This window comes from Archangium violaceum (genome assembly GCF_016887565.1).
GTDB classification, from domain to species: Bacteria; Myxococcota; Myxococcia; order Myxococcales; family Myxococcaceae; genus Archangium; species Archangium violaceum_B.
On the sequence record NZ_CP069396.1, the window covers coordinates 2,296,060 to 2,313,064 of the forward strand.

Annotated in this window: 14 protein-coding genes; 4 read left to right on the top strand and 10 right to left on the bottom strand. The window is 70.0% G+C overall.

Going from position 1 to position 17,005, the window contains the following annotated elements:
- Positions 1 to 1,161: a hypothetical protein gene (locus tag JRI60_RS09660; protein ID WP_204225553.1), complete on the bottom strand. Its 1,161-nt coding sequence runs from the start codon at positions 1,159 to 1,161 to the stop codon at positions 1 to 3.
- A 103-nt stretch (positions 1,162 to 1,264) separates the two neighbouring features.
- Between JRI60_RS09660 and JRI60_RS09665 the strand changes: the two genes are divergently transcribed.
- Complete coding sequence (locus JRI60_RS09665; RefSeq protein WP_204225554.1) at positions 1,265 to 2,149, top strand: cobalamin-binding protein; 885 nt, start codon at positions 1,265 to 1,267, stop codon at positions 2,147 to 2,149.
- Here JRI60_RS09665 and JRI60_RS09670 read toward each other — a convergent pair.
- Entirely contained in the window at positions 2,129 to 2,491 is a 363-nt protein-coding gene (locus JRI60_RS09670; protein ID WP_239470436.1) for a response regulator, read from the bottom strand. The genes JRI60_RS09665 and JRI60_RS09670 overlap by 21 nt on opposite strands.
- Positions 2,492 to 2,642: 151 nt before the next feature.
- Between JRI60_RS09670 and JRI60_RS09675 the strand changes: the two genes are divergently transcribed.
- Positions 2,643 to 4,385 (top strand): BamA/TamA family outer membrane protein, encoded by a 1,743-nt coding sequence (locus JRI60_RS09675; protein WP_204225555.1) that lies wholly within the window; start codon positions 2,643 to 2,645, stop codon positions 4,383 to 4,385.
- Positions 4,372 to 5,760, top strand: coding sequence for a glycosyltransferase family 39 protein (locus tag JRI60_RS09680; protein ID WP_204225556.1), 1,389 nt, complete (start codon positions 4,372 to 4,374; stop codon positions 5,758 to 5,760). The genes JRI60_RS09675 and JRI60_RS09680 overlap by 14 nt, the downstream gene beginning before the upstream one ends.
- Here the strand turns inward: JRI60_RS09680 and JRI60_RS09685 are convergent.
- The 5 genes from JRI60_RS09685 to JRI60_RS09705 all read right to left on the bottom strand — a co-directional run bounded on the left by JRI60_RS09685 (position 5,747) and on the right by JRI60_RS09705 (position 9,959).
- Entirely contained in the window at positions 5,747 to 6,154 is a 408-nt protein-coding gene (locus tag JRI60_RS09685; RefSeq protein WP_204225557.1) for a hypothetical protein, read from the bottom strand. The genes JRI60_RS09680 and JRI60_RS09685 overlap by 14 nt on opposite strands.
- Positions 6,151 to 6,708, bottom strand: a complete 558-nt coding sequence (locus tag JRI60_RS09690; RefSeq protein WP_204225558.1) for a hypothetical protein — start codon at positions 6,706 to 6,708, stop codon at positions 6,151 to 6,153. Before JRI60_RS09690 ends, JRI60_RS09685 begins: the two co-directional genes overlap by 4 nt.
- Positions 6,705 to 7,256 carry a DUF4166 domain-containing protein gene (locus tag JRI60_RS09695; RefSeq protein WP_204225559.1) on the bottom strand — a complete coding sequence of 184 codons (552 nt, stop codon included), beginning with the start codon at positions 7,254 to 7,256 and terminating at the stop codon, positions 6,705 to 6,707. Before JRI60_RS09695 ends, JRI60_RS09690 begins: the two co-directional genes overlap by 4 nt.
- A complete protein-coding gene (locus JRI60_RS09700; RefSeq protein WP_204225560.1) occupies positions 7,253 to 9,082 on the bottom strand; it encodes a methyl-accepting chemotaxis protein in 1,830 nt (609 codons plus the stop codon). Before JRI60_RS09700 ends, JRI60_RS09695 begins: the two co-directional genes overlap by 4 nt.
- Positions 9,083 to 9,191: 109 nt before the next feature.
- Positions 9,192 to 9,959 (bottom strand): UPF0489 family protein, encoded by a 768-nt coding sequence (locus JRI60_RS09705; protein ID WP_204225561.1) that lies wholly within the window; start codon positions 9,957 to 9,959, stop codon positions 9,192 to 9,194.
- Positions 9,960 to 10,076: 117 nt separating this feature from the next.
- Here JRI60_RS09705 and JRI60_RS09710 point away from each other — a divergent pair, with 117 nt between their 5' ends.
- A complete protein-coding gene (locus JRI60_RS09710) occupies positions 10,077 to 12,290 on the top strand; it encodes a S9 family peptidase (protein WP_204225562.1) in 2,214 nt (737 codons plus the stop codon).
- 104 nt (positions 12,291 to 12,394) lie between these two features.
- Here JRI60_RS09710 and JRI60_RS09715 read toward each other — a convergent pair whose 3' ends face one another.
- The 3 genes from JRI60_RS09715 to JRI60_RS09725 form a co-directional block, all read right to left on the bottom strand.
- Positions 12,395 to 12,598: a cold-shock protein gene (locus JRI60_RS09715; protein WP_108066901.1), complete on the bottom strand. Its 204-nt coding sequence runs from the start codon at positions 12,596 to 12,598 to the stop codon at positions 12,395 to 12,397.
- 143 nt (positions 12,599 to 12,741) lie between these two features.
- The gene (odhB, locus tag JRI60_RS09720) at positions 12,742 to 13,959 is read right to left on the bottom strand and encodes a 2-oxoglutarate dehydrogenase complex dihydrolipoyllysine-residue succinyltransferase (RefSeq protein ID WP_204225563.1); all 1,218 of its coding nucleotides are present in this window, start codon (positions 13,957 to 13,959) and stop codon (positions 12,742 to 12,744) included.
- Positions 13,949 to 16,837: a 2-oxoglutarate dehydrogenase E1 component gene (locus JRI60_RS09725; protein WP_204225564.1), complete on the bottom strand. Its 2,889-nt coding sequence runs from the start codon at positions 16,835 to 16,837 to the stop codon at positions 13,949 to 13,951. Before JRI60_RS09725 ends, odhB begins: the two co-directional genes overlap by 11 nt.
- Positions 16,838 to 17,005: the final 168 nt, after the last annotated feature.

The following is a 17,005-nucleotide window of genomic DNA, read 5'->3' on the forward strand; positions in this document are numbered from 1 at the left end:
CTACCGCTTCTTGCGCGCGAGTGCCTTCTCGCGAGCCGCCTCCCGGGCCTTCTTGGCCTTCTCGAGCTTGGCCTCGCGAGCCGCCTTGGCCTTCTCGAGCTTGGCTTCGCGAGCCGCCTTGGCCTTCTCGAGCTTGGCTTCGCGAGCCGCCTTGGCCTTCTCGAGCTTGGCTTCGCGAGCTGCCTTGAGCTTCTCGCGGGCCTCCCTGGCCTTCTCCAGCTTCGCCCGGAGCTTGTCCCGCTTCACCTGGGCCTTCTCCAGCTTCAACACCACGCGCTGGATGGACTTCTCCTTCATGTCGCACCGGGTGGCGACGGCCTTGATCGCCATCGGCCGGCCCTGGACCGGGACCGTGCTCCGCGCGAGCTCGGGAACCTCCGTGAGCAGCTTCTCCGCTTCCTCTCCGCAGCGTTGGAAGCGCTCGCGCATGTCCTTGTAGAGCGACAGCCGGGTGTCCAGGTCCTTCTCCTTCCGGGCCTTCTTCTCCAGCTCGGGCACTTCCTGGCTGCCGGTGAGCGGCCCGGAGATGAAATCAATCACCCGCTGGGCGATCCGCAACCGCGCCTCCGACTGCTCCAGGCGCCGCTCGGTGTTCCGCGCGGAGGCCGCGTAGTCCGCGTCCTTCGCCTCCAGCTCCTTGCCCGTCTGCAACTGCTCCCGGGTACGCTTGATGGCCTCGCGCACCGCCGTCACCTGAGCGGCCCCGGCGTCCTTGCCCTCGAGCGCGTCGAGCGACTCGGTGACCGCGAACATGGCCTCCACGACCGCGTCGCGCTGCTTCTCCACCGCGGCCTCGAGTTCCTTGCGCGCCTTCTCCTCGACGGACCGGTTCGCCCGCTTCACCCGCTCCTCGCGCACCCGCGGCACGAACGCCTGGAGCTGCGCGAGCTGCGAGCGGCACATCTCCCCCTCGGGCGAGAGGTCGACATCCGGGTGCGCGAGCAGCTCCCGGGCCTTGGCCAGCTTGGGCTCGGCGCTCTCAGCGTCCAGGCTGCGCAGCGCCTGCTCCGCCTCGTTGAGCAGCACGGTGGCCTCGTCCGTCCGACTCTCTCCGTTCTGCTGGCGCTGCTGCTTCGTGCTGTGGCCGCCACAGGCGGTCAGGGACACCACCAGCAGGAGAAGGGTCAGCCAGGTCGCGGAGGTCGTACGTACGGAAGTCATCGGGCCAGGGGAGAGCATCGTCCGAAGACGCGGCGGAAGGAAGCCCACCCCCGTGTGATTCCACACGCCATTCCAGCGAGGCCGAAGCCTTACACTGCGCCCCATGACCGACCGCTTGAAGGCCCTGCTCTCCTCCGCGCCGCGCTACCCCCAGCGCATCGTCTGCATGACCGAGGAGACGACGGAGACGCTCTACCGCATCGGCGCGGGGGACCTCGTGGTGGGGGTCTCCGGTTTCACCGTCCGGCCTCCCGAGGCGCGCAAGAAGCCGCGCGTCAGCTCCTTCCTGGACGCCAACTTCGAGCGCATCCTCGAGCTGAAGCCGGACCTGGTGCTGGGCTTCTCGGACCTGCAGGCGGACCTGGGCCGCGAGCTGTGCAAGCGCGGGGTGCCGGTGGTGCTCTTCAACCAGCGCTCGCTCGCGGAGATATTGCAGACGGTGCGCGTGGTGGGCGCGCTGGTGGGCCGGGCCGAGGCCGCCGAGAAGCTGGCGGACACCCTGGAGGCCAACCTCGCGCGGCACGCCGAGGCCGCCGAGCGGCTGCCTCGCCGGCCTCGCGTCTTCTTCGAGGAGTGGCACGAGCCGCTCATCTCCGGCATCCGCTGGTGCTCGGAGCTGGTGGAGCTGGTGGGCGGCGAGGACGTGTGCCGCGAGTCGCGCGAGCACCAGGGCGCCAAGGGCCGCATCTTCGACCCGGCCGAGGTGGCCCGGCGCGACCCCGAGGGCGTCATCGCGAGCTGGTGTGGCCGCAAGGCGAAGCGTGACAAGATCGTCACGCGACCGGGCTGGGAGCGGGTGAGGGCGGTGGTGGACGACCAGCTCTACGAGGTGAAGAGCTCGTTCATCCTCCAGCCGGGGCCGGCGGCGCTCACGGATGGGGTGGATCAGCTCGCGTGCATCGTGGCGGCCATCGCCCGGGGAGAGAAGTTGCCGTCCCCCCGTCCCGGAGACCTGCGCGCGGCGCCGCTACCCGTTGGCCACGCGTAGCAGGGGAATCGACTCGCTCACCACCCGCAGGAAGTCGTCGATGTCCAGCGGCTTGTGCACCAGCCGGACACCCGCCGGAGGCCGCACCCTCGGGTGGGCGGTGATCATCACCGCGCCCGTGTCGTGCAGCCGCTGCTCTCGCGCCGCCTGCTCCAGCAGCCACCCGCCGTTCTCGCCAGGCAGCATGTAGTCGGTGATGACGAGATGGAAGGACTCCGCCCGCAGACGGTCCAGTCCCTCCTCCGCCGAGCCGCTGCCAGCAACCGAATAGCCTTCGCTCTCGAGCAGGTCGGTCAGGCCCTCGCGGATGTCCTCGTTGTCCTCTATCAGGAGAATCTTCACGTTGCGTCCGGACTCTACGGGGTCCATCTCTCGTAAAGACGGGAGTCTCCCGCTTCCGACCCTGGATGGGAAAGCCCCAGTCTTTCCGATCAGTCAGGAGCTGTTCACTACCGTATTCCCTGGCCCTGGGGGCGTGACAGGATGGGCCCCCGTGTCGCTCGCCTGGCTCGCACTGATCGTCGCCCCCCTGCTGGCGGCCGACCCCGCTCCACCGCCCGTCCAGGGTTACGAGGATGAGCTCGTGCAGTGGGGTCTGGCCCAACATGGTCACCCGGTCGAGCCCGAGCCCGAGGGCAAGCGTCTGGAGGCGGTGCTGGTGGCCTCCGAGGACGTCGTCGCCTCGAGCGACCCGTACCCGTTGCTGCTCAACGTGTTCCACGCGCGCACCCGCGAGGAGGTCATCCGGCGCGAGGTGCTCCTGGAGCCGGGGGCGCCCTGGTCCGCGGAGCTCGCCCTGGAGACGGCGCGCAACCTGCGCAAGCTGGGCATCTTCGCGGTGGTGCGCGTGGTGCCGGTGCGGGGCTCCACTCCGGACGCGGTGTCGCTGCTCATCATCACCAAGGACCTGTGGTCGCTGCGGCTCAACCAGGACATCCAGCTGGTGGGCTCGCTGGTGCAGTCGCTGCGCCTGCAGGCCACCGAGCAGAACTTCCTCGGGCTCAACAAGAAGCTGGCGGTGGACTTCCTGCTGCGCCGCGACTCGGTGAGCCTCGGGCAGACGTATCTGGACCCGCGCCTGGGTGGCAGCCGCTGGTCCCTCAACGAGTCGGCCGCGCTCATCTTCGGGCGCGAGGGCAGCGGGCTCGAGGGCTCCAAGGGGAGCGTGCTGTTGAACCGGCCCTTCTTCTCCCTGGACACGCCGTGGAGCTTCCAGACGCAGGTGGTGTGGCGCGTGCAGCCCGTGCGCGTCTTCCGCGGCGCCGACGTGTGGCAGCTGCCGTACCCCGAGGGCGGCACGGTGCCCTACATCTACGATGCGCGCGAGCTCAGCGGCAACGCACTGTACCTGCGCTCGTGGGGCTCGCGGTACAAGCTGGACGCGGGTGGGGGAGTGGGCGCGTACCACCGGCGCTATGGGGCTCCCGAGAGCTCCGGGCTCGACGAGGCCCGGCGCACGTGGTTCCAGCAGACGCTCCTGCCTCGCAGCGAGGACGCCACCTACGTGCTCGGCTACGCGCGCTTCTGGGAGACCCGCTATGAGGTGATGCGCGACGTGGACTCGTATGCGCTCTCCGAGGACTTCCAGGTGGGGCACTACGTCACCGCCACGGCGCGCTACGCGCCCGCGCTGCTGGCCGATGCGGGGAACTTCGCCGAGCTGGGCCTCACCGCCCGCTACCGTGTCCGCCTGGGGGATGCGCTCTCCTCGGTGGCCGCCGCCGCGTCCGTCCGCCGGCTCCTCGGAGGAGAAGGGCAGGGGACCTGGGTCAACCGCCGCTGGGCCGTGGAGGCGCAGCAGGTGTCCCCGAAGGTGCTCGGCGGGCGCTTCGTGGTCCGGGGGCTGCTGGACGTGAACATCGATGACCTGAACGAGCGCGTACTGCTGCTTGGAGGCGGCAACGGGCTGCGGGGCGCGCTGCCGGAGGCGTACTCGGGCAAGCGCATGGTGCTGGTCAACGTGGAGTACCGCACCCGGCCGCTCATCCTCTACACGGTGCACCTGGGCGGCGTGCTGTTCTACGACACGGGCTCGGCGTTCGACCGGCGCCCGAGCTTCGTGCACTCGGTGGGCGTGGGTGTGCGGCTGCTCTTCCCCCAGTTCAACACCTTCCCGTTCCGGTTCGACTTCGGGTACGTCATCAACGACGACCGGCCCGATTTCGGCGGACGCTTCTCCTTCAGCGGAGGGCAGGTGACGGAGTTCCGGCCGGGGTTCCTGGATGCTCCCATCTAGGTTCCTGACCCGGTCCTCGTGGCTCGCCGCGGTGGGGGCGTTCCTCGCGGTCGGAGTGGCGGCGCTCGCACGCGGCCGGGTGCACCCGGACGAGGTCTTCCAGTTCCTGGAGCCGGCCCATGGGCTGGCCTTCGGGTACAACGTGGTCGCCTGGGAGTGGGTGGACGGCCTGCGCAACCCGGCGGTGCCCGGGGTGCTGGGGGGACTGCTCGCGCTGTGCGGGGCCGTGGGGCTCGAGCACCCGTGGGCCCTGGCGGCGGTCGTGTGGTGCGCGTGCGCGGCGGTCCAGGCCCTGGGGACGTGGGCGCTGTTCCGGCTCGTGGAGGAGCGGGACGGTCGCGAGGCGGCGCTGCTGGCCGCATGCATCCACGTCACCTGGGGCGGATTCCTCCTCTACGCCGCGCGGCCGATCGGGGATGCGCTGAGCGCGGTGCCCCTGCTGGGCGCGCTCCTCTGGACGCAACGTGCGCGGGACCGGGACGGATGGCGCGAGGGGCTATGGAGCGGCGTGCTGCTGGGCGTGGCCTTCGTCATCCGCTACCCCTCGGCCGTCTTCGGGGTGCCCCTCGCCGCGAGCCTGTTGGGGGCCCGGCGCTGGCGCTCGCTCGTGGGCTTCTCGGTGGGCGTGGGCGGGGTGCTGTTGGGGCTCGGGGTGCTCGACTGGCTCACCTGGGGCTCGCCCTGGCACTCCGCCTGGCGCTACTTCCAGTTCAACATCTCCAGCGGTTCCTCGGCGTCCCAGTTCGGCCAGCGGCCGTGGTGGTGGTACGCGCCCATCCTGGCCGGCATGGCGCCCCTGCTGCTCGTCTGGCACTTCGTGCGCGGGCTGGCCCGGCGAGACGTCGTCGTGGGGGCCTTCACGTTCTACCTCGTGGTGGTGAGCGCCCTGGGACACAAGGAGGCGCGCTTCCTGGTGCCGCTGCTCCCCCTCTTCGTGGCCATCGCCGCCGGGCCCGCATCGGGAGATCTCGCCCGGTTGTCGGGCCGGCGCGGAGTGCTGGGGCTGCTTGGGGGCCTGTACGTGCTCTCCTCCGTGGCGGCGGCCACCGTGCTGTTCCCGGTCGGGCTGCGCGCGGGTGTGCTCGACGCCACCGTCGCCGCGGGCAGGGACCCGTCGCTCACCGGGCTCGTCATCGCCGGTCCCCCCGAGTGGAACACGGGTGGCCGCTTCTACCTGCACCGCGACGTGCCGCTGTTCGTGGGGTACGGGCGTCCCGAGGCCGAGCTCCAGGAGCGGCTCGCGGACGCGCGGTTCTCCCACGCGCTCGTGGATGGCGGGGCGGTGGGTGAGGACTCGCTGCGCTCGGCGGGCTTCTGCCTCCAGCGCCAGTGGGGCAAGGTGGCGCTCTGGAAGCGCTGTCTCAGGCGGGACTGAAGGTGCGGCGGTAGTGGGGCCACGCGTCCCACAGGTAGAGGGAGAAGGGCACCCACCAGATGAAGTCATTGGTGAGGCAGAGCACCAGCGTCGCCCGGGGCCACTCGCCCTGGAGGATGAGGAGCGCGAGCCCGATCGGTCCCAGCACCTTGCCCAGCAGCCCCACCGCCGCCAGCGCGAAGCCGTGCTCCGGCCGCCGCGCCACCTCGGCGTAGAGGAGGCCGTAGACTCCGATGACCATGCCCAGGCAGGAGAAGAGGGCGGGCTGGTTCAGCGGCGGCATGCCCGCGAAGCGGAAGAGCCACTGCGGATCCACCGCCGCGTAGAGGCCCCAGAAGATGTTGTAGAGGGCCGCGGCGGCGAACACCCCGCGATGCAGTGCACGCCGTTTCATGGTGCCCGGACCTCCTCCACGGGCCACGGCCAGCCTCCCCCCGGAAGCTGGAGCGCGGCGTACAGGTCCCTCAGCCCCGAGCCGAACACGCCCACCGCCATGAGGCCGAGCACGAGGCGCAGCGACTCGGGGATGGGCGCGGGTGCCAGCACCAGGCCCGTGGGCAGGTGCCACCATGCGAGCACCTCGGGCACGAGGTGGGCGAGCACCGCGCCGTAGAGGATGGCCATCACCGCGTGTGTGCACCGCTCGCCGGGAAAGACGCCCCCGAGCGGCTGGCGCACCCGGTCCTCGACCACGAAGTCGGCGAGCGTGATGACGATCTCCGTCGCGACGACGAGCGCGAGGACGGCCGCCCAGGCCCCTCGCCACGCCAGCCAGGGCAGGCTGCCGAAGAGGAGCGCGTAGAGGAAGTCGCGCGCGGCGTGCAGCATCAGCTCGGGGCGGGTGCCCGGGACTCGCGCGGGAAGCCGTGCACGCCACTCGTGGTAGTAGAGCGTGTCGAACGCCCCCAGCGTGCCCTGGATGGCGAGCAACCACAGCGCGGTGCTCATGGGGACTCCTCCTCGGGGATGACGAGGCCCTCGTACGACAGCAACGCGCCCACCAGGGCCGAGCCGATGCGCACGTGGACGCGCATGCCCGTGGCGGCCTCGACGGTCTCCGCCTCGATGCGCGGGGAGAACAGCCGGGGGACGGGCAGGCGCCAGGGGCCGAGACAGAGCCAGGCTCCCACCTGTTCGTAGAAGAGGCTCCGACCCTCGGCGCGCAGTCGGAAGACGCACTCCATGGGGCCGAGCCGCTCCGCGAGCAGGCCCCCGTCCCAGGCGCGCTGCGTGGTGGCGAGCGCATGAGCGCCGAAGGTGCGCTCCCAGCACTGGCCCGCGCCCTCCCGCCGGACGACGAGGCGGGTGGGCACGTTCTCTCCGGCCGCGGGGAACCGGCACAGCCAGCCGATCAGCGCGCACAGCACGCCCCGGCCCCGGCGGATGGTGAAGTGTCCGGCGGCGTGTCCCTCGAGGTGCATGCGGCGCAGCAGGGGCGTCAGTGCCTCCCAGTCCGGTCCGAGCAGCTCGGCGTAGAGCGACGACTCCCTGCTCACGCCGGGGGATCCTGACGCTTGAGCTGGTACCTGCGGGCGATCTCCGTCACCTCCCGGGTGACGGCCTGGAGCGTCTCGGTGGCCTGCAGCGTCGTGTCCAGACGCTTCATCGTCTCGTCCATCCCGGACGACAGGTGGGCGATGGCGTTGAAGATGTGCGAGATGCCCGTGTTCTGCTGGTTCACGGCGCTGGCGATCTGCCGCACGGCCGCGGCGTTCTCCTGGATGATGAGCGACATCTCGCGCAGGTTCTCCCCGGACGAGCGCACCATCTCCAGTCCGCCCGCGACCTGCAGGGCGCCCTGCTCGCTCATGGAGACCACGTCCCGGATGGCGGTGCCGATGTCCAGCAGGCTCTTGCGGATGAGGGACGTCTCCCGGATGGATTGATCGGCCAGCTTGCGGATCTCACTGGCCACCACGGCGAAGCCCGTGCCCTGGTCTCCCGCGTGCGCGGCCTCGATGGAGGCGTTGAGTGCCAGCAGGTGGGACTGGTCGGCCAGGTCCTTCACCGTGACGGCGATGTTGGCGATCTGCGTGGCGCTCTCGTGCAGCCGCAGCACCTTGCCGCGGATGCCGTCCACGAAGTCTCCGATGGTGCTCAGCCCCGTCAGGGTCCGCTCCAGGGACTCCTCGCCATAGCGCCCCAGCTGCTCCGCGTGGCCGGCCACGCGCAGCACGGTCTCGGCCTTGAAGGACGCCAGCTCGGAGGTGGTGCGGATCTCCTCCGACGTGAGCTGGGCCTGCTGGAGCACGGCGGCCTGTTCGGTCAGGTGCTGGCGTTGCTGGTGGCTCGCCGAGCCGAGCGCCGTGCCCGCCGATAGCAGCAGGCTGGCCGAGGCATGCAGGCGGGTGGGAATCTCCTGGAGCCCCTCCAGGACCTCGACCACGCCCGCCGCCAGGTCTCCCATCTCGTCGGTGGAGGCCCACGCGGGGGGGATGGGCTTGCCGTGGGCCAGCGCCTCGATGGCCTCCTGCACCGCCGTCGCCGCCCGTACCTGCCGGCGCGCCAGCAGCCAGGCGGTGAGCGAGGGCACCAGCAGGATGAAGGCCCCCAGCGTCAGCAGGGGCGGCCCCATCGACGAGAGCAGGGTGTTGCTGAAGCCCTGGAGCCTCGCGGCGATCAGCTGGGCCTGGTCGTGGGAGAGGGTCGGGTCGGCGAGGATGGCGCGCGTCTCGGAGTCGCGCAGCTCGAGCGTCTGGAGGACGACCACCAGCCCCGTGAGGACCACGGTGCTCGTGAGGGTGGCGGCGAACGCGTAGGGCAGGTACCAGCGCTGCCGGGGCCAGAAGGCCCCTCGACCGAGGGCGCGCACCCGCACGCGGTTCTGCTCCTCGACCACGTAGGGCATCAGCATCTTCTCGAGCTTGATGCCCACGGGCAGGGTGAGGGACTGGGAGAAGGTGGCGGCCACCAGCAGGCCGATTCCCACGTGCATGGGGCTCTTGTGGAACCGAAGCACCAGGGGAATGGTGAAGAGGGCACCGCCCACGAGGTAGGCCACCTGCGTCCCCACGAACGAGAGCTTCCAGGGAAGCATCTGCAGGCGGATGAGCCGCTCCTGGGGGGGCTCGCCGGGAAGCGGGCTGAAGTTCCGGTGGAGCATCACGGACATGCCCGTCCAGGTCAGGAGCACGCCGGCCACCAGGAACGCGGGGGGCAGCAGGTGGAGGATGGCCCAGAGGATGTCCTGGGTCGACAACCCCAGCGACAACCCGACGAGGTAGGCGGAGATGGGCGCCGAGGGCGCGAGCCACGCCGACACGACGAGGAAGATTCGTCGGAGCAGGTCAGGGGGGACGGTCTGCGGGGGGGAGCCGTTCATGAGGCGGGGCCATTCTCCCAGGAGGGAGACGTGGCGGGGGGATGGAGACGCGGAGCAGGGCCTGCCTGGATGCTCCTCGGGTAACCGGATGCTAGCAGGGAAGTCGGGATTAAGGCGGATCTGTCCCCAGCAACTCCCGGAAGAGCACCTCCGCCACGTCCCGGAACAGCTCTCCAGAGGCCAGCAGCCCGCCACAGTGGTGCGGCTCCCTGGCCAGCGTCAGGGCGACGCACCTGCCCAGCACCGCCTCCCAGAAGGACTCCGAGTCCGGTGGCAGGAGGTACTCACGGATGACACCTCGGGGCCAGGGCAGCACCGTCGTCGGGTCCGCGTCGCTCAGGCTGGTGAAGCAGTCCAGGTCCACGTCCAGCAGCACCCGCTCGGCCGCCTCCAGCACCTCGCGCACCGCGTCTCCAGGGGCGGGCGCGTTGAAGGCCTCCGCCGCCCGGTCCACCGTGGGCACCACCACCAGCCGGTGCGAGCGCCCGCGCGTGTCCACGTAGATGTCTCCGGCGTAGGTCCCCCGGGGCCGTCCCCGTGCAATCACCAGGGCGTCCCCCACCAGTCCGGCCTCCATCGCCGCCAGCACGTGGTCGTAGTTGCGCACGTCCAGGGCCCACCGCGCGTGCTCGTCCAGGGCCCTCAGCCCCGCGGAGCGATCCGGTACCGCCCTGGGCGCCATCGGCATCACCAGGTCCAGGTGCCGGTCCAGCGTCACCAGCAGCGCCGCCGGTCCGTCCTCCCCGAGCGCGCAGGCCCACGCGGGCAGTGCCAGCCGGTGCGGGTCGAAGACGTACGCATCCGTCGGCCCCCGGCCGCCGCCGAGTGCCAGCCGGATGACTCCCGCCAGACGCAGGTGCCGCTGTGAATCGTCCATGACAGGGGAATAACCGTTCTCGCGCGGCATTTCGCGGGCCGCGCGCCGCCAGAGTGTAGGCTGCGCGCGCTTTCCAGCTCAAAGGAGGGAGCGCCCCCTTCCGGGCGCCAGCCTCGCATGCGCATCCTGCTCGCCGCCGCGCTCCTGTTCGTGGGCGCTTCCGCTCTTGCCCAGCAGCCCCCCGCCAAGACCATGACCGCTTCGCAAGACACCTTCCTCAAGGACTTCGCCGAGACGCGCCGCTTCATGAGCGGACGTCCCGTCAACCCCCGCATCACCCCGGACGAGAAGACGGTCCTCTTCCTGCGCGGCCAGCCCCGCGCGCCCGTCCAGACGCTCTTCGCCTTCGACGTGGCCTCCGGTGAGACGAAGGAGCTGCTCACCCCCGAGGCCATCCTCAAGGGCGGCGAGGAGACGCTCACCGCCGAGGAGAAGGCCCGCCGCGAGCGCATGCGCGTGAGCTCCCGGGGCTTCACCTCCTATCAGCTCTCCGAGGACGGCGAGCGCATCCTCGTGTCGCTCTCCGGCAAGCTCTACGTCGTGGAGCGCTCCACCGGGAAGTCCCTGGCGCTGAACACGGGCGCGGGCGTCATCGACCCGCGCTTCTCCCTGGACGGCAAGCAGGTGGCGTACGTGCGGGACCACGACGTCTTCCGCATCGACCTGGCCACCAACAAGGAGCACCGCGTCACCAGCGGAGGCACCGCGAAGAAGACGCACGGCCTGGCCGAGTTCGTCGCCCAGGAGGAGATGAGCCGCTTCTCCGGCTGGTGGTGGAGCCCGGACGCGAAGCTCATCGCCTACACGGAGTCCGACACCTCGGGTGTGGAGAACCTCTCCATCGTCGACGTGATGCACCCCGAGCGCGGCGCGGAGGACTACGCCTACCCGCGGCCGGGCAAGAACAACGCGAAGGTGCGCCTGGGCATCACCCCCGTCACCGGCGGGAAGACGGTCTGGGTGCAGTGGGACGCCGAGCAGTACCCCTACCTGGCCACGGTGGACTGGCCGAAGGCGGGGTCCCTCACCGTCCTCGTGCAGAACCGCACGCAGACGGAGCAGAAGCTGCTCGCGGTGGACACGGCCACCGGCAAGACGCGTGAGCTGCTCACCGAGAAGGACGAGGCCTGGATCGATCTGGAGCAGACCTTCCCCAAGTGGCTCGAGAGTGGCCAGGGCTTCCTCTGGTACACCGAGCGCAACGGCGGCCCCGAGGTGGAACTGCGCAACGCGGACGGGAGCCTCGCGCGCTCGCTGGTGAAGCCGGAGGCGGGCTTTCGCGGCCTCGCCCGCTACTCGGAGAAGGACGGCACGCTCTACTTCGTTGGCGGCCCCAACCCCTCGGAGAGCTACCTGTGGCGCGTGAAGGACGGCGGCGCCCCCGAGGTGGTGCGCCCCGGCACCACCGGTCCGGCCGTGGAGACCGGCAGCGTGTCCAAGTCCGGCGGCCTCGCCGTCGTCACGCACGCGAGCCCCACCTCCATGCCGCGCACCTACGTGGCGCGCGCGGACGGCACCCGCGTGGGCGAGCTGCCCTCCGTGGCCGTGGAGCCCGGCTTCACCCCCGTCGTCGAGTACCGCGAGGTGGGTCCGCTGAAGTTCCAGTCCTCGCTGGTGCGCCCGCGCAACATGAAGCCCGGCCAGAAGCTGCCCGTCATCGTCGAGGTGTACGCCGGCCCCACCGTCACCGTCGTCCACAAGAGCATGGCCCCCCACCTGCTGTCGCAGTGGATGGCGGACCAGGGCTTCCTCATCGCCCGCTTCGATGGCCGGGGCACTCCGCTGCGCGGCTCGAAGTGGCAGCGCGCCGTGCACCTCGACTTCTCCGGCGTGACGCTGGAGGACCAGGTCGCCGCCGTCCAGGCGCTCGCCGCCCAGGTGCCCGAGGTGGACCTTCAGCGCGTGGGCATCGAGGGCTGGAGCTTCGGCGGCTACATGTCCGCGCTCGCCGCCCTCAAGCGTCCGGACTTCTTCAAGGCCGCCGTGGCCGGCGCTCCCGTGGTGGACTGGCTCGACTACGACACCCACTACACCGAGCGCTACCTGGGCCTGCCCCAGCAGCACCCCGAGGCCTACGAGAAGAGCTCGCTGCTCACCCACGCGCGTGACACGAGCAAGGGCATCTCCCCGCTGCTCCTCATGCACGGCACCGCGGACGACAACGTCTACTTCTTCCATACGCTCAAGCTGTCCGATGCCCTCTTCCGCGCCGGCAAGCCGCACCAGCTGCTGCCCCTCAGCGGCCTCACGCACATGGTGCCGGATCCGCTCGTCACCCAGCGCCAGTACGAGTGGGTGATGAACCACTTCAAGCAGCACCTGGCGAAGTAGCGCCCGCGGGCGCGCCGCCCCGCAAAGAGAAAGGCCCGGCTCTCCTCGTGGGGGCCGGGCCTTTTTCCGAGGCCACTACTTGTACGGAGTGGCTCGGGGCGACATCAAACCGCGCGAACGTTCTGCGCCTGCAGTCCCTTCGGGCCGCGGGCCAGCTCGAACTCAACCTTCTGCCCCTCGGCGAGGGTCCGGAACCCGTCCATGTTGATGGCGGTGTGGTGGCAGAACACGTCCTCGCCACCGCCGTCCTGCACGATGAATCCGAAGCCCTTCGCGTCGTTGAACCACTTCACGGTACCAGTTGCCATGGTGCTTCCTTGTCAGGAGCGGACCGAGGCCCGCTCGATCTCCCGTCCCCCGTCCGTCGGGTGACAAGTGAAGTTGTAGGCGGGCAGCCGAGCGCCTGTCCAGCGGCCGCCCTGTTTTCCTGCTTGGTCAGTTTATCCAGATTTCAAATTTCCAGCAGGAGTCGAGTCGGGTCCTCGATGCACTCCTTGACGCGCACCAGGAACTGCACGGCCTCGCGGCCGTCGATGAGGCGGTGGTCGTAGGAGAGGGCCAGGTACATGATGGGCCGGATGACGACCTGGCCGTTGCGGGCCACGGGGCGCTCCACGATGTTGTGCATCCCCAGGATGCCCGTCTGGGGCGGGTTGAGGATGGGGGTGGAGAGCATCGAGCCGAAGATGCCGCCGTTGGAGATGGTGAAGGTGCCGCCCTGCAGCTCCGCGAGCGTCAGCTTGTCGTTGCGAGCGCGCGTGCCGTAGTCGCCGATCTTCTTCTCCAGGTCGGCCAGCGACAGGGTGTCCGCGTCACGCACGACGGGGACCACGAGGCCGCGCGAGCCGCTCACCGCCACGCCGATGTCGTAGTAGTGCTTGAAGATGACGTCGTCGCCGTCGATCTCCGCGTTGACCTGGGGGAAGGCCTTGAGGGCCTCGACGGCCGCGCGCACGAAGAAGCTCATGAAGCCCAGCTTGATGCCGTGCTTGGCCTGGAACTTCTCGTTGTACTGCTTGCGCAGGTCCATCACCGCGCCCATGTCCACCTCGTTGAAGGTGGTGAGGATGGCGGCGGTGGACTGGGCCTGGATGAGGCGCTCGGCCACGCGGCGGCGCAGCGGCGTCATCTTCACGCGCTCCTCGCGGTCGGCGCGGGCGCGCGGACCGGAGGGGGCGGGAGCGGGCGCCGGAGCGCGCTGGGCGGGAGCCTCGGCCGGGCGGTTGAGCTGACCGAGCACGTCCTCCTTGGTGATGCGGCCGCCGGTGCCGGAGCCCTTGAGCTGGGCCACGTCCACCTTGTTCTCCTCGGCGATCTTCCGGGCGGTGGGCGTCATGCGGGCATCGGACGAGGCCGCGGGAGCCGCGGCGGCGGCGGGCGCCGGAGCGGCGGCGGGAGCCGGGGTCTGCGGGGCGGTGGCGGTGGCGCCAGCGCCGGCCTCGATGGTGCCCAGCACGTCGCCCACGCGCACCTTGTCGCCCTCGTTGAAGGCGATGGTGGCGATGGAGCCGGCGGCGGGAGCGGGCACGTCGATGGTGACCTTGTCGGTCTCCAGGACGACGAGGGGCTCGTCGGCGGAGACCGCCTCGCCCTTCTTCTTGTTCCACTTCCCGACGACGGCTTCAGTGATGGACTCGCCCAGGGGCGGGACTTTCAATTCAACGGCCATTCTTGGTTCCTCGGAGGATGGCTTCCTCGACGATGAGCTGCTGCTCGAGGTTGTGCGTCTGCGTGAAGCCGGTGGCGGGGCTGGCGGCCTCCGCGCGGCCGATGTAGCCCAGCTTCAGCGGACCCTGGCCTCGAGCGGCGGCCAGGTCGTGCAGGCGGGGGAACATGAAGTGCCAGGCGCCCGAGTTGCGAGGCTCTTCCTGGACCCAGAAGAGCTCGGTGAGCTTCGGCATCTTCGCGACGAGGCCTGCCAGCTCGTCGAAGGGGAAGGGGTAGAGCTGCTCCAGGCGCACGATGGCGATGGAGGAGTCCTTGTGCTCGTCGCGGGCCTTGACCAGGTCGTAGTAGACCTTGCCGCTGCACAGCAGCAGCCGCGTGACGCCGGCCGGGTCCACCTTGTCCGGGATGACCTCCTGGAAGGTGCCGCTGGTCAGCTCGTCCAGCTTGCTCACCGCCTCGGGGCGGCGCAGCAGGCTCTTGGGCGACATGACGACGAGCGGCTTGCGCAGCGGGCGCAGCACCTGGCGCCGCAGCAGGTGGAAGATCTGCGCGGGCGTGGTGGGGTAGGCGACCTGGATGTTGTCCTGGGCGCTCAGGCTGAGGAAGCGCTCCAGACGGGCGCTGGAGTGCTCGGGGCCCTGGCCCTCGTAGCCGTGCGGCAGAAGCAGCGTGAGGCCGCTGAGCCGCCGCCACTTGCTCTCACCGGCGGCGATGAACTGGTCGATGATGATTTGAGCGCCGTTGGCGAAGTCACCGAACTGGGCCTCCCAGATGACGAGGCCGTCCGGCACGTCCAGGCTGTAGCCGTACTCGAAGCCGAGCACGCCCATCTCGGACAGCGGGCTGTTGTAGATGTCGAGGCGGGCCTTGCCGGTGGCGAACTGCCGCAGCGGCACGAACTTCTCACCCGTCTTCACGTCGTGCAGCACGGCGTGGCGGTGGCTGAAGGTGCCGCGCTCCACGTCCTGGCCGCTCAGGCGGACCATGTAGCCCTCGGACAGCAGCGTGGCGTAGGCCAGCGACTCGCCCTCGCTCCACTGCAGCTCCTCGGTCTGCAACATGCTCTGGCGCTTCTTGAGCACCGTGCGATCCACGTCGCGGTGGACGTTGAAGCTCTCGGGCACCTCCGTGAGCCTGGCCAGGGCGGAGCGCAGCGTCTCCTTGCTCACCCCGGTGGTGACGTCGGGCACACCCGACTCCGGCCCGCCCTTGTAGGGCTTCCACAGGCCCTCGAGCGCGTTGGGCTCCTTGAACTGGCTCTCCGCGCGGGCCCGGCTGAGCGCCGCGTCGAACTCCTGCAGGCAGCGCTGCTTGAGGGCCTCGGACTCCTCCGCGGGCACGCGGCCCTTCTCCGCCAGCTGCTGCGCGTAGAGCGTGCGCACCGTCGGGTGCTTGCGGATGATGTCGTACATCGACGGCTGGGTGAACGAGGGGTCGTCGCCCTCGTTGTGGCCGTAGCGGCGGTAGCAGACGAGGTCGATGACCACGTCGCTCTTGAAGGTCTGCCGGTACTCGGCCATCAGGCGCGCCACGTGGACGCACGCCTCCGGGTCATCCCCGTTCACGTGGAAGACGGGGACGTCCAGCATCTGCGCCAGCGCCGTGGAGTAGATGGAGCTGCGCGAGTCGGACGGGTCCGTGGTGAAGCCCACCTGGTTGTTGATGACCAGGTGCAGCGTGCCGCCCGTCTCGTAGCCCTTGAGCCGCGCCAGGTTGAGCGTCTCGGCCACCACGCCCTGGCCGATGAAGGCCGCGTCGCCGTGGATGAGCAGCGGCATCACCTTGGTGCGCTCGCCGTCTCCGCCGCGGTCCTGCTTGGCGCGCACGCGGCCCTCCACCACCGGGTTCACCGCCTCCAGGTGGCTGGGGTTGAAGGCCAGCGACAGGTGGATGCTCTGCCCGCCCCGCGTGCCGTGGTCCGAGCTGAAGCCCATGTGGTACTTCACGTCGCCACGGCCCATGTGCTGCTTGGGATCCTTCGGGCCCTCGAACTCGCTGAAGATCTGGTCCGGCTTCTTGCCCAGGATGTTCGTCAGCACGTTGAGGCGGCCGCGGTGGGCCATGCCGATGACGACCTCCTTGAGGCCCAGGTCGCCGCCCACCTCGAGCACGGCGTCCATCATGGGCACCAGCGCCTCACCGCCATCGAGCGCGAAGCGCTTGGCGCCGACGAACTTGGTGTGCAGGAAGTTCTCGAAGCCCTCGGCGTAGGACAGCTTGGTGAGGATGTGGCGCTGCTCCTCCACCGTGAACTCCGTGCGGTTCTCGGTGTACTCCATGCGCCGCAGCAGCCAGCGCCGCCGCTCGCTGTCGAGCATGTGCATGAACTCGACGCCGATGGAGCCGGTATACGTGCGGCGCAGCCGGCCCATCAGGTCCTTGAGCTTCACCCGCGCCTCGGGGAAGACGTTGGAGCTCTCCACCATCTGCTCCAGCTCCGTGGTGGAGAAGTGCGAGTCATCCACCAGGCCCACGTCGGCCACGTGCTCCAGGGGCGGGCGCGGCCGGCCGAGCGGGTCGAGCTTCGCGCGCAGGTGGCCACGCAGGCGGAAGGCCGAGATGACCTGATCCACCCGGGCCTGCAGCTTCATGTCCTGCTGGAAGGCGACCGTGGGGGCGGTCTGCGGGGCCAGCGCCACCGCGGCGGCGGTCGGTGCCGGAGCGGCCTTGGCTCCCTTGGCCTCCTTGCCCGGCACCACGGGCGCGGGCGGCTCGATGAGGGTGGGGTTGAAGATGGGCCGGCCGGCGCCGTCGTTGCGCTCGAACAACTCGCGCCAGCTCGGGTCCACGCTGGACGGATCCTCGAGGTAGCGCGCGTAGAGCCCCTCGATGAAGTCGATGTTTCCGCCGGAGAGGTACGAGTCCTGGAAATTCGCCATGGCGTGCTGTCTTTTACTGGAAGGCCGCCCCGTTGGGGGGTTTTCGGCACGATTTGTTGATCAGGGGAGCATTGTCCGCCGCCCCATGCTCGCCGGGACGAGCAGCAGGATTGATGCGCCACGTGAGCGCAACTTCACCCCTGTCTCTTCCCGGGCGGATGGAGGATC

Excerpts from the sequence above, each read along its gene's own strand:
- JRI60_RS09660 (WP_204225553.1), bottom strand. The coding sequence starts at position 1,161 with ATGACTTCCGTACGTACGACCTCCGCGACCTGGCTGACCCTTCTCCTG.
- JRI60_RS09665 (WP_204225554.1), top strand. The coding sequence starts at position 1,265 with ATGACCGACCGCTTGAAGGCCCTGCTCTCCTCCGCGCCGCGCTACCCC.
- JRI60_RS09680 (WP_204225556.1), top strand. The coding sequence starts at position 4,372 with ATGCTCCCATCTAGGTTCCTGACCCGGTCCTCGTGGCTCGCCGCGGTG.
- JRI60_RS09685 (WP_204225557.1), bottom strand. The coding sequence starts at position 6,154 with ATGAAACGGCGTGCACTGCATCGCGGGGTGTTCGCCGCCGCGGCCCTC.
- JRI60_RS09690 (WP_204225558.1), bottom strand. The coding sequence starts at position 6,708 with ATGAGCACCGCGCTGTGGTTGCTCGCCATCCAGGGCACGCTGGGGGCG.
- JRI60_RS09700 (WP_204225560.1), bottom strand. The coding sequence starts at position 9,082 with ATGAACGGCTCCCCCCCGCAGACCGTCCCCCCTGACCTGCTCCGACGA.
- JRI60_RS09705 (WP_204225561.1), bottom strand. The coding sequence starts at position 9,959 with ATGGACGATTCACAGCGGCACCTGCGTCTGGCGGGAGTCATCCGGCTG.
- JRI60_RS09710 (WP_204225562.1), top strand. The coding sequence starts at position 10,077 with ATGCGCATCCTGCTCGCCGCCGCGCTCCTGTTCGTGGGCGCTTCCGCT.
- JRI60_RS09715 (WP_108066901.1), bottom strand. The coding sequence starts at position 12,598 with ATGGCAACTGGTACCGTGAAGTGGTTCAACGACGCGAAGGGCTTCGGA.
- odhB (WP_204225563.1), bottom strand. The coding sequence starts at position 13,959 with ATGGCCGTTGAATTGAAAGTCCCGCCCCTGGGCGAGTCCATCACTGAA.
- JRI60_RS09725 (WP_204225564.1), bottom strand. The coding sequence starts at position 16,837 with ATGGCGAATTTCCAGGACTCGTACCTCTCCGGCGGAAACATCGACTTC.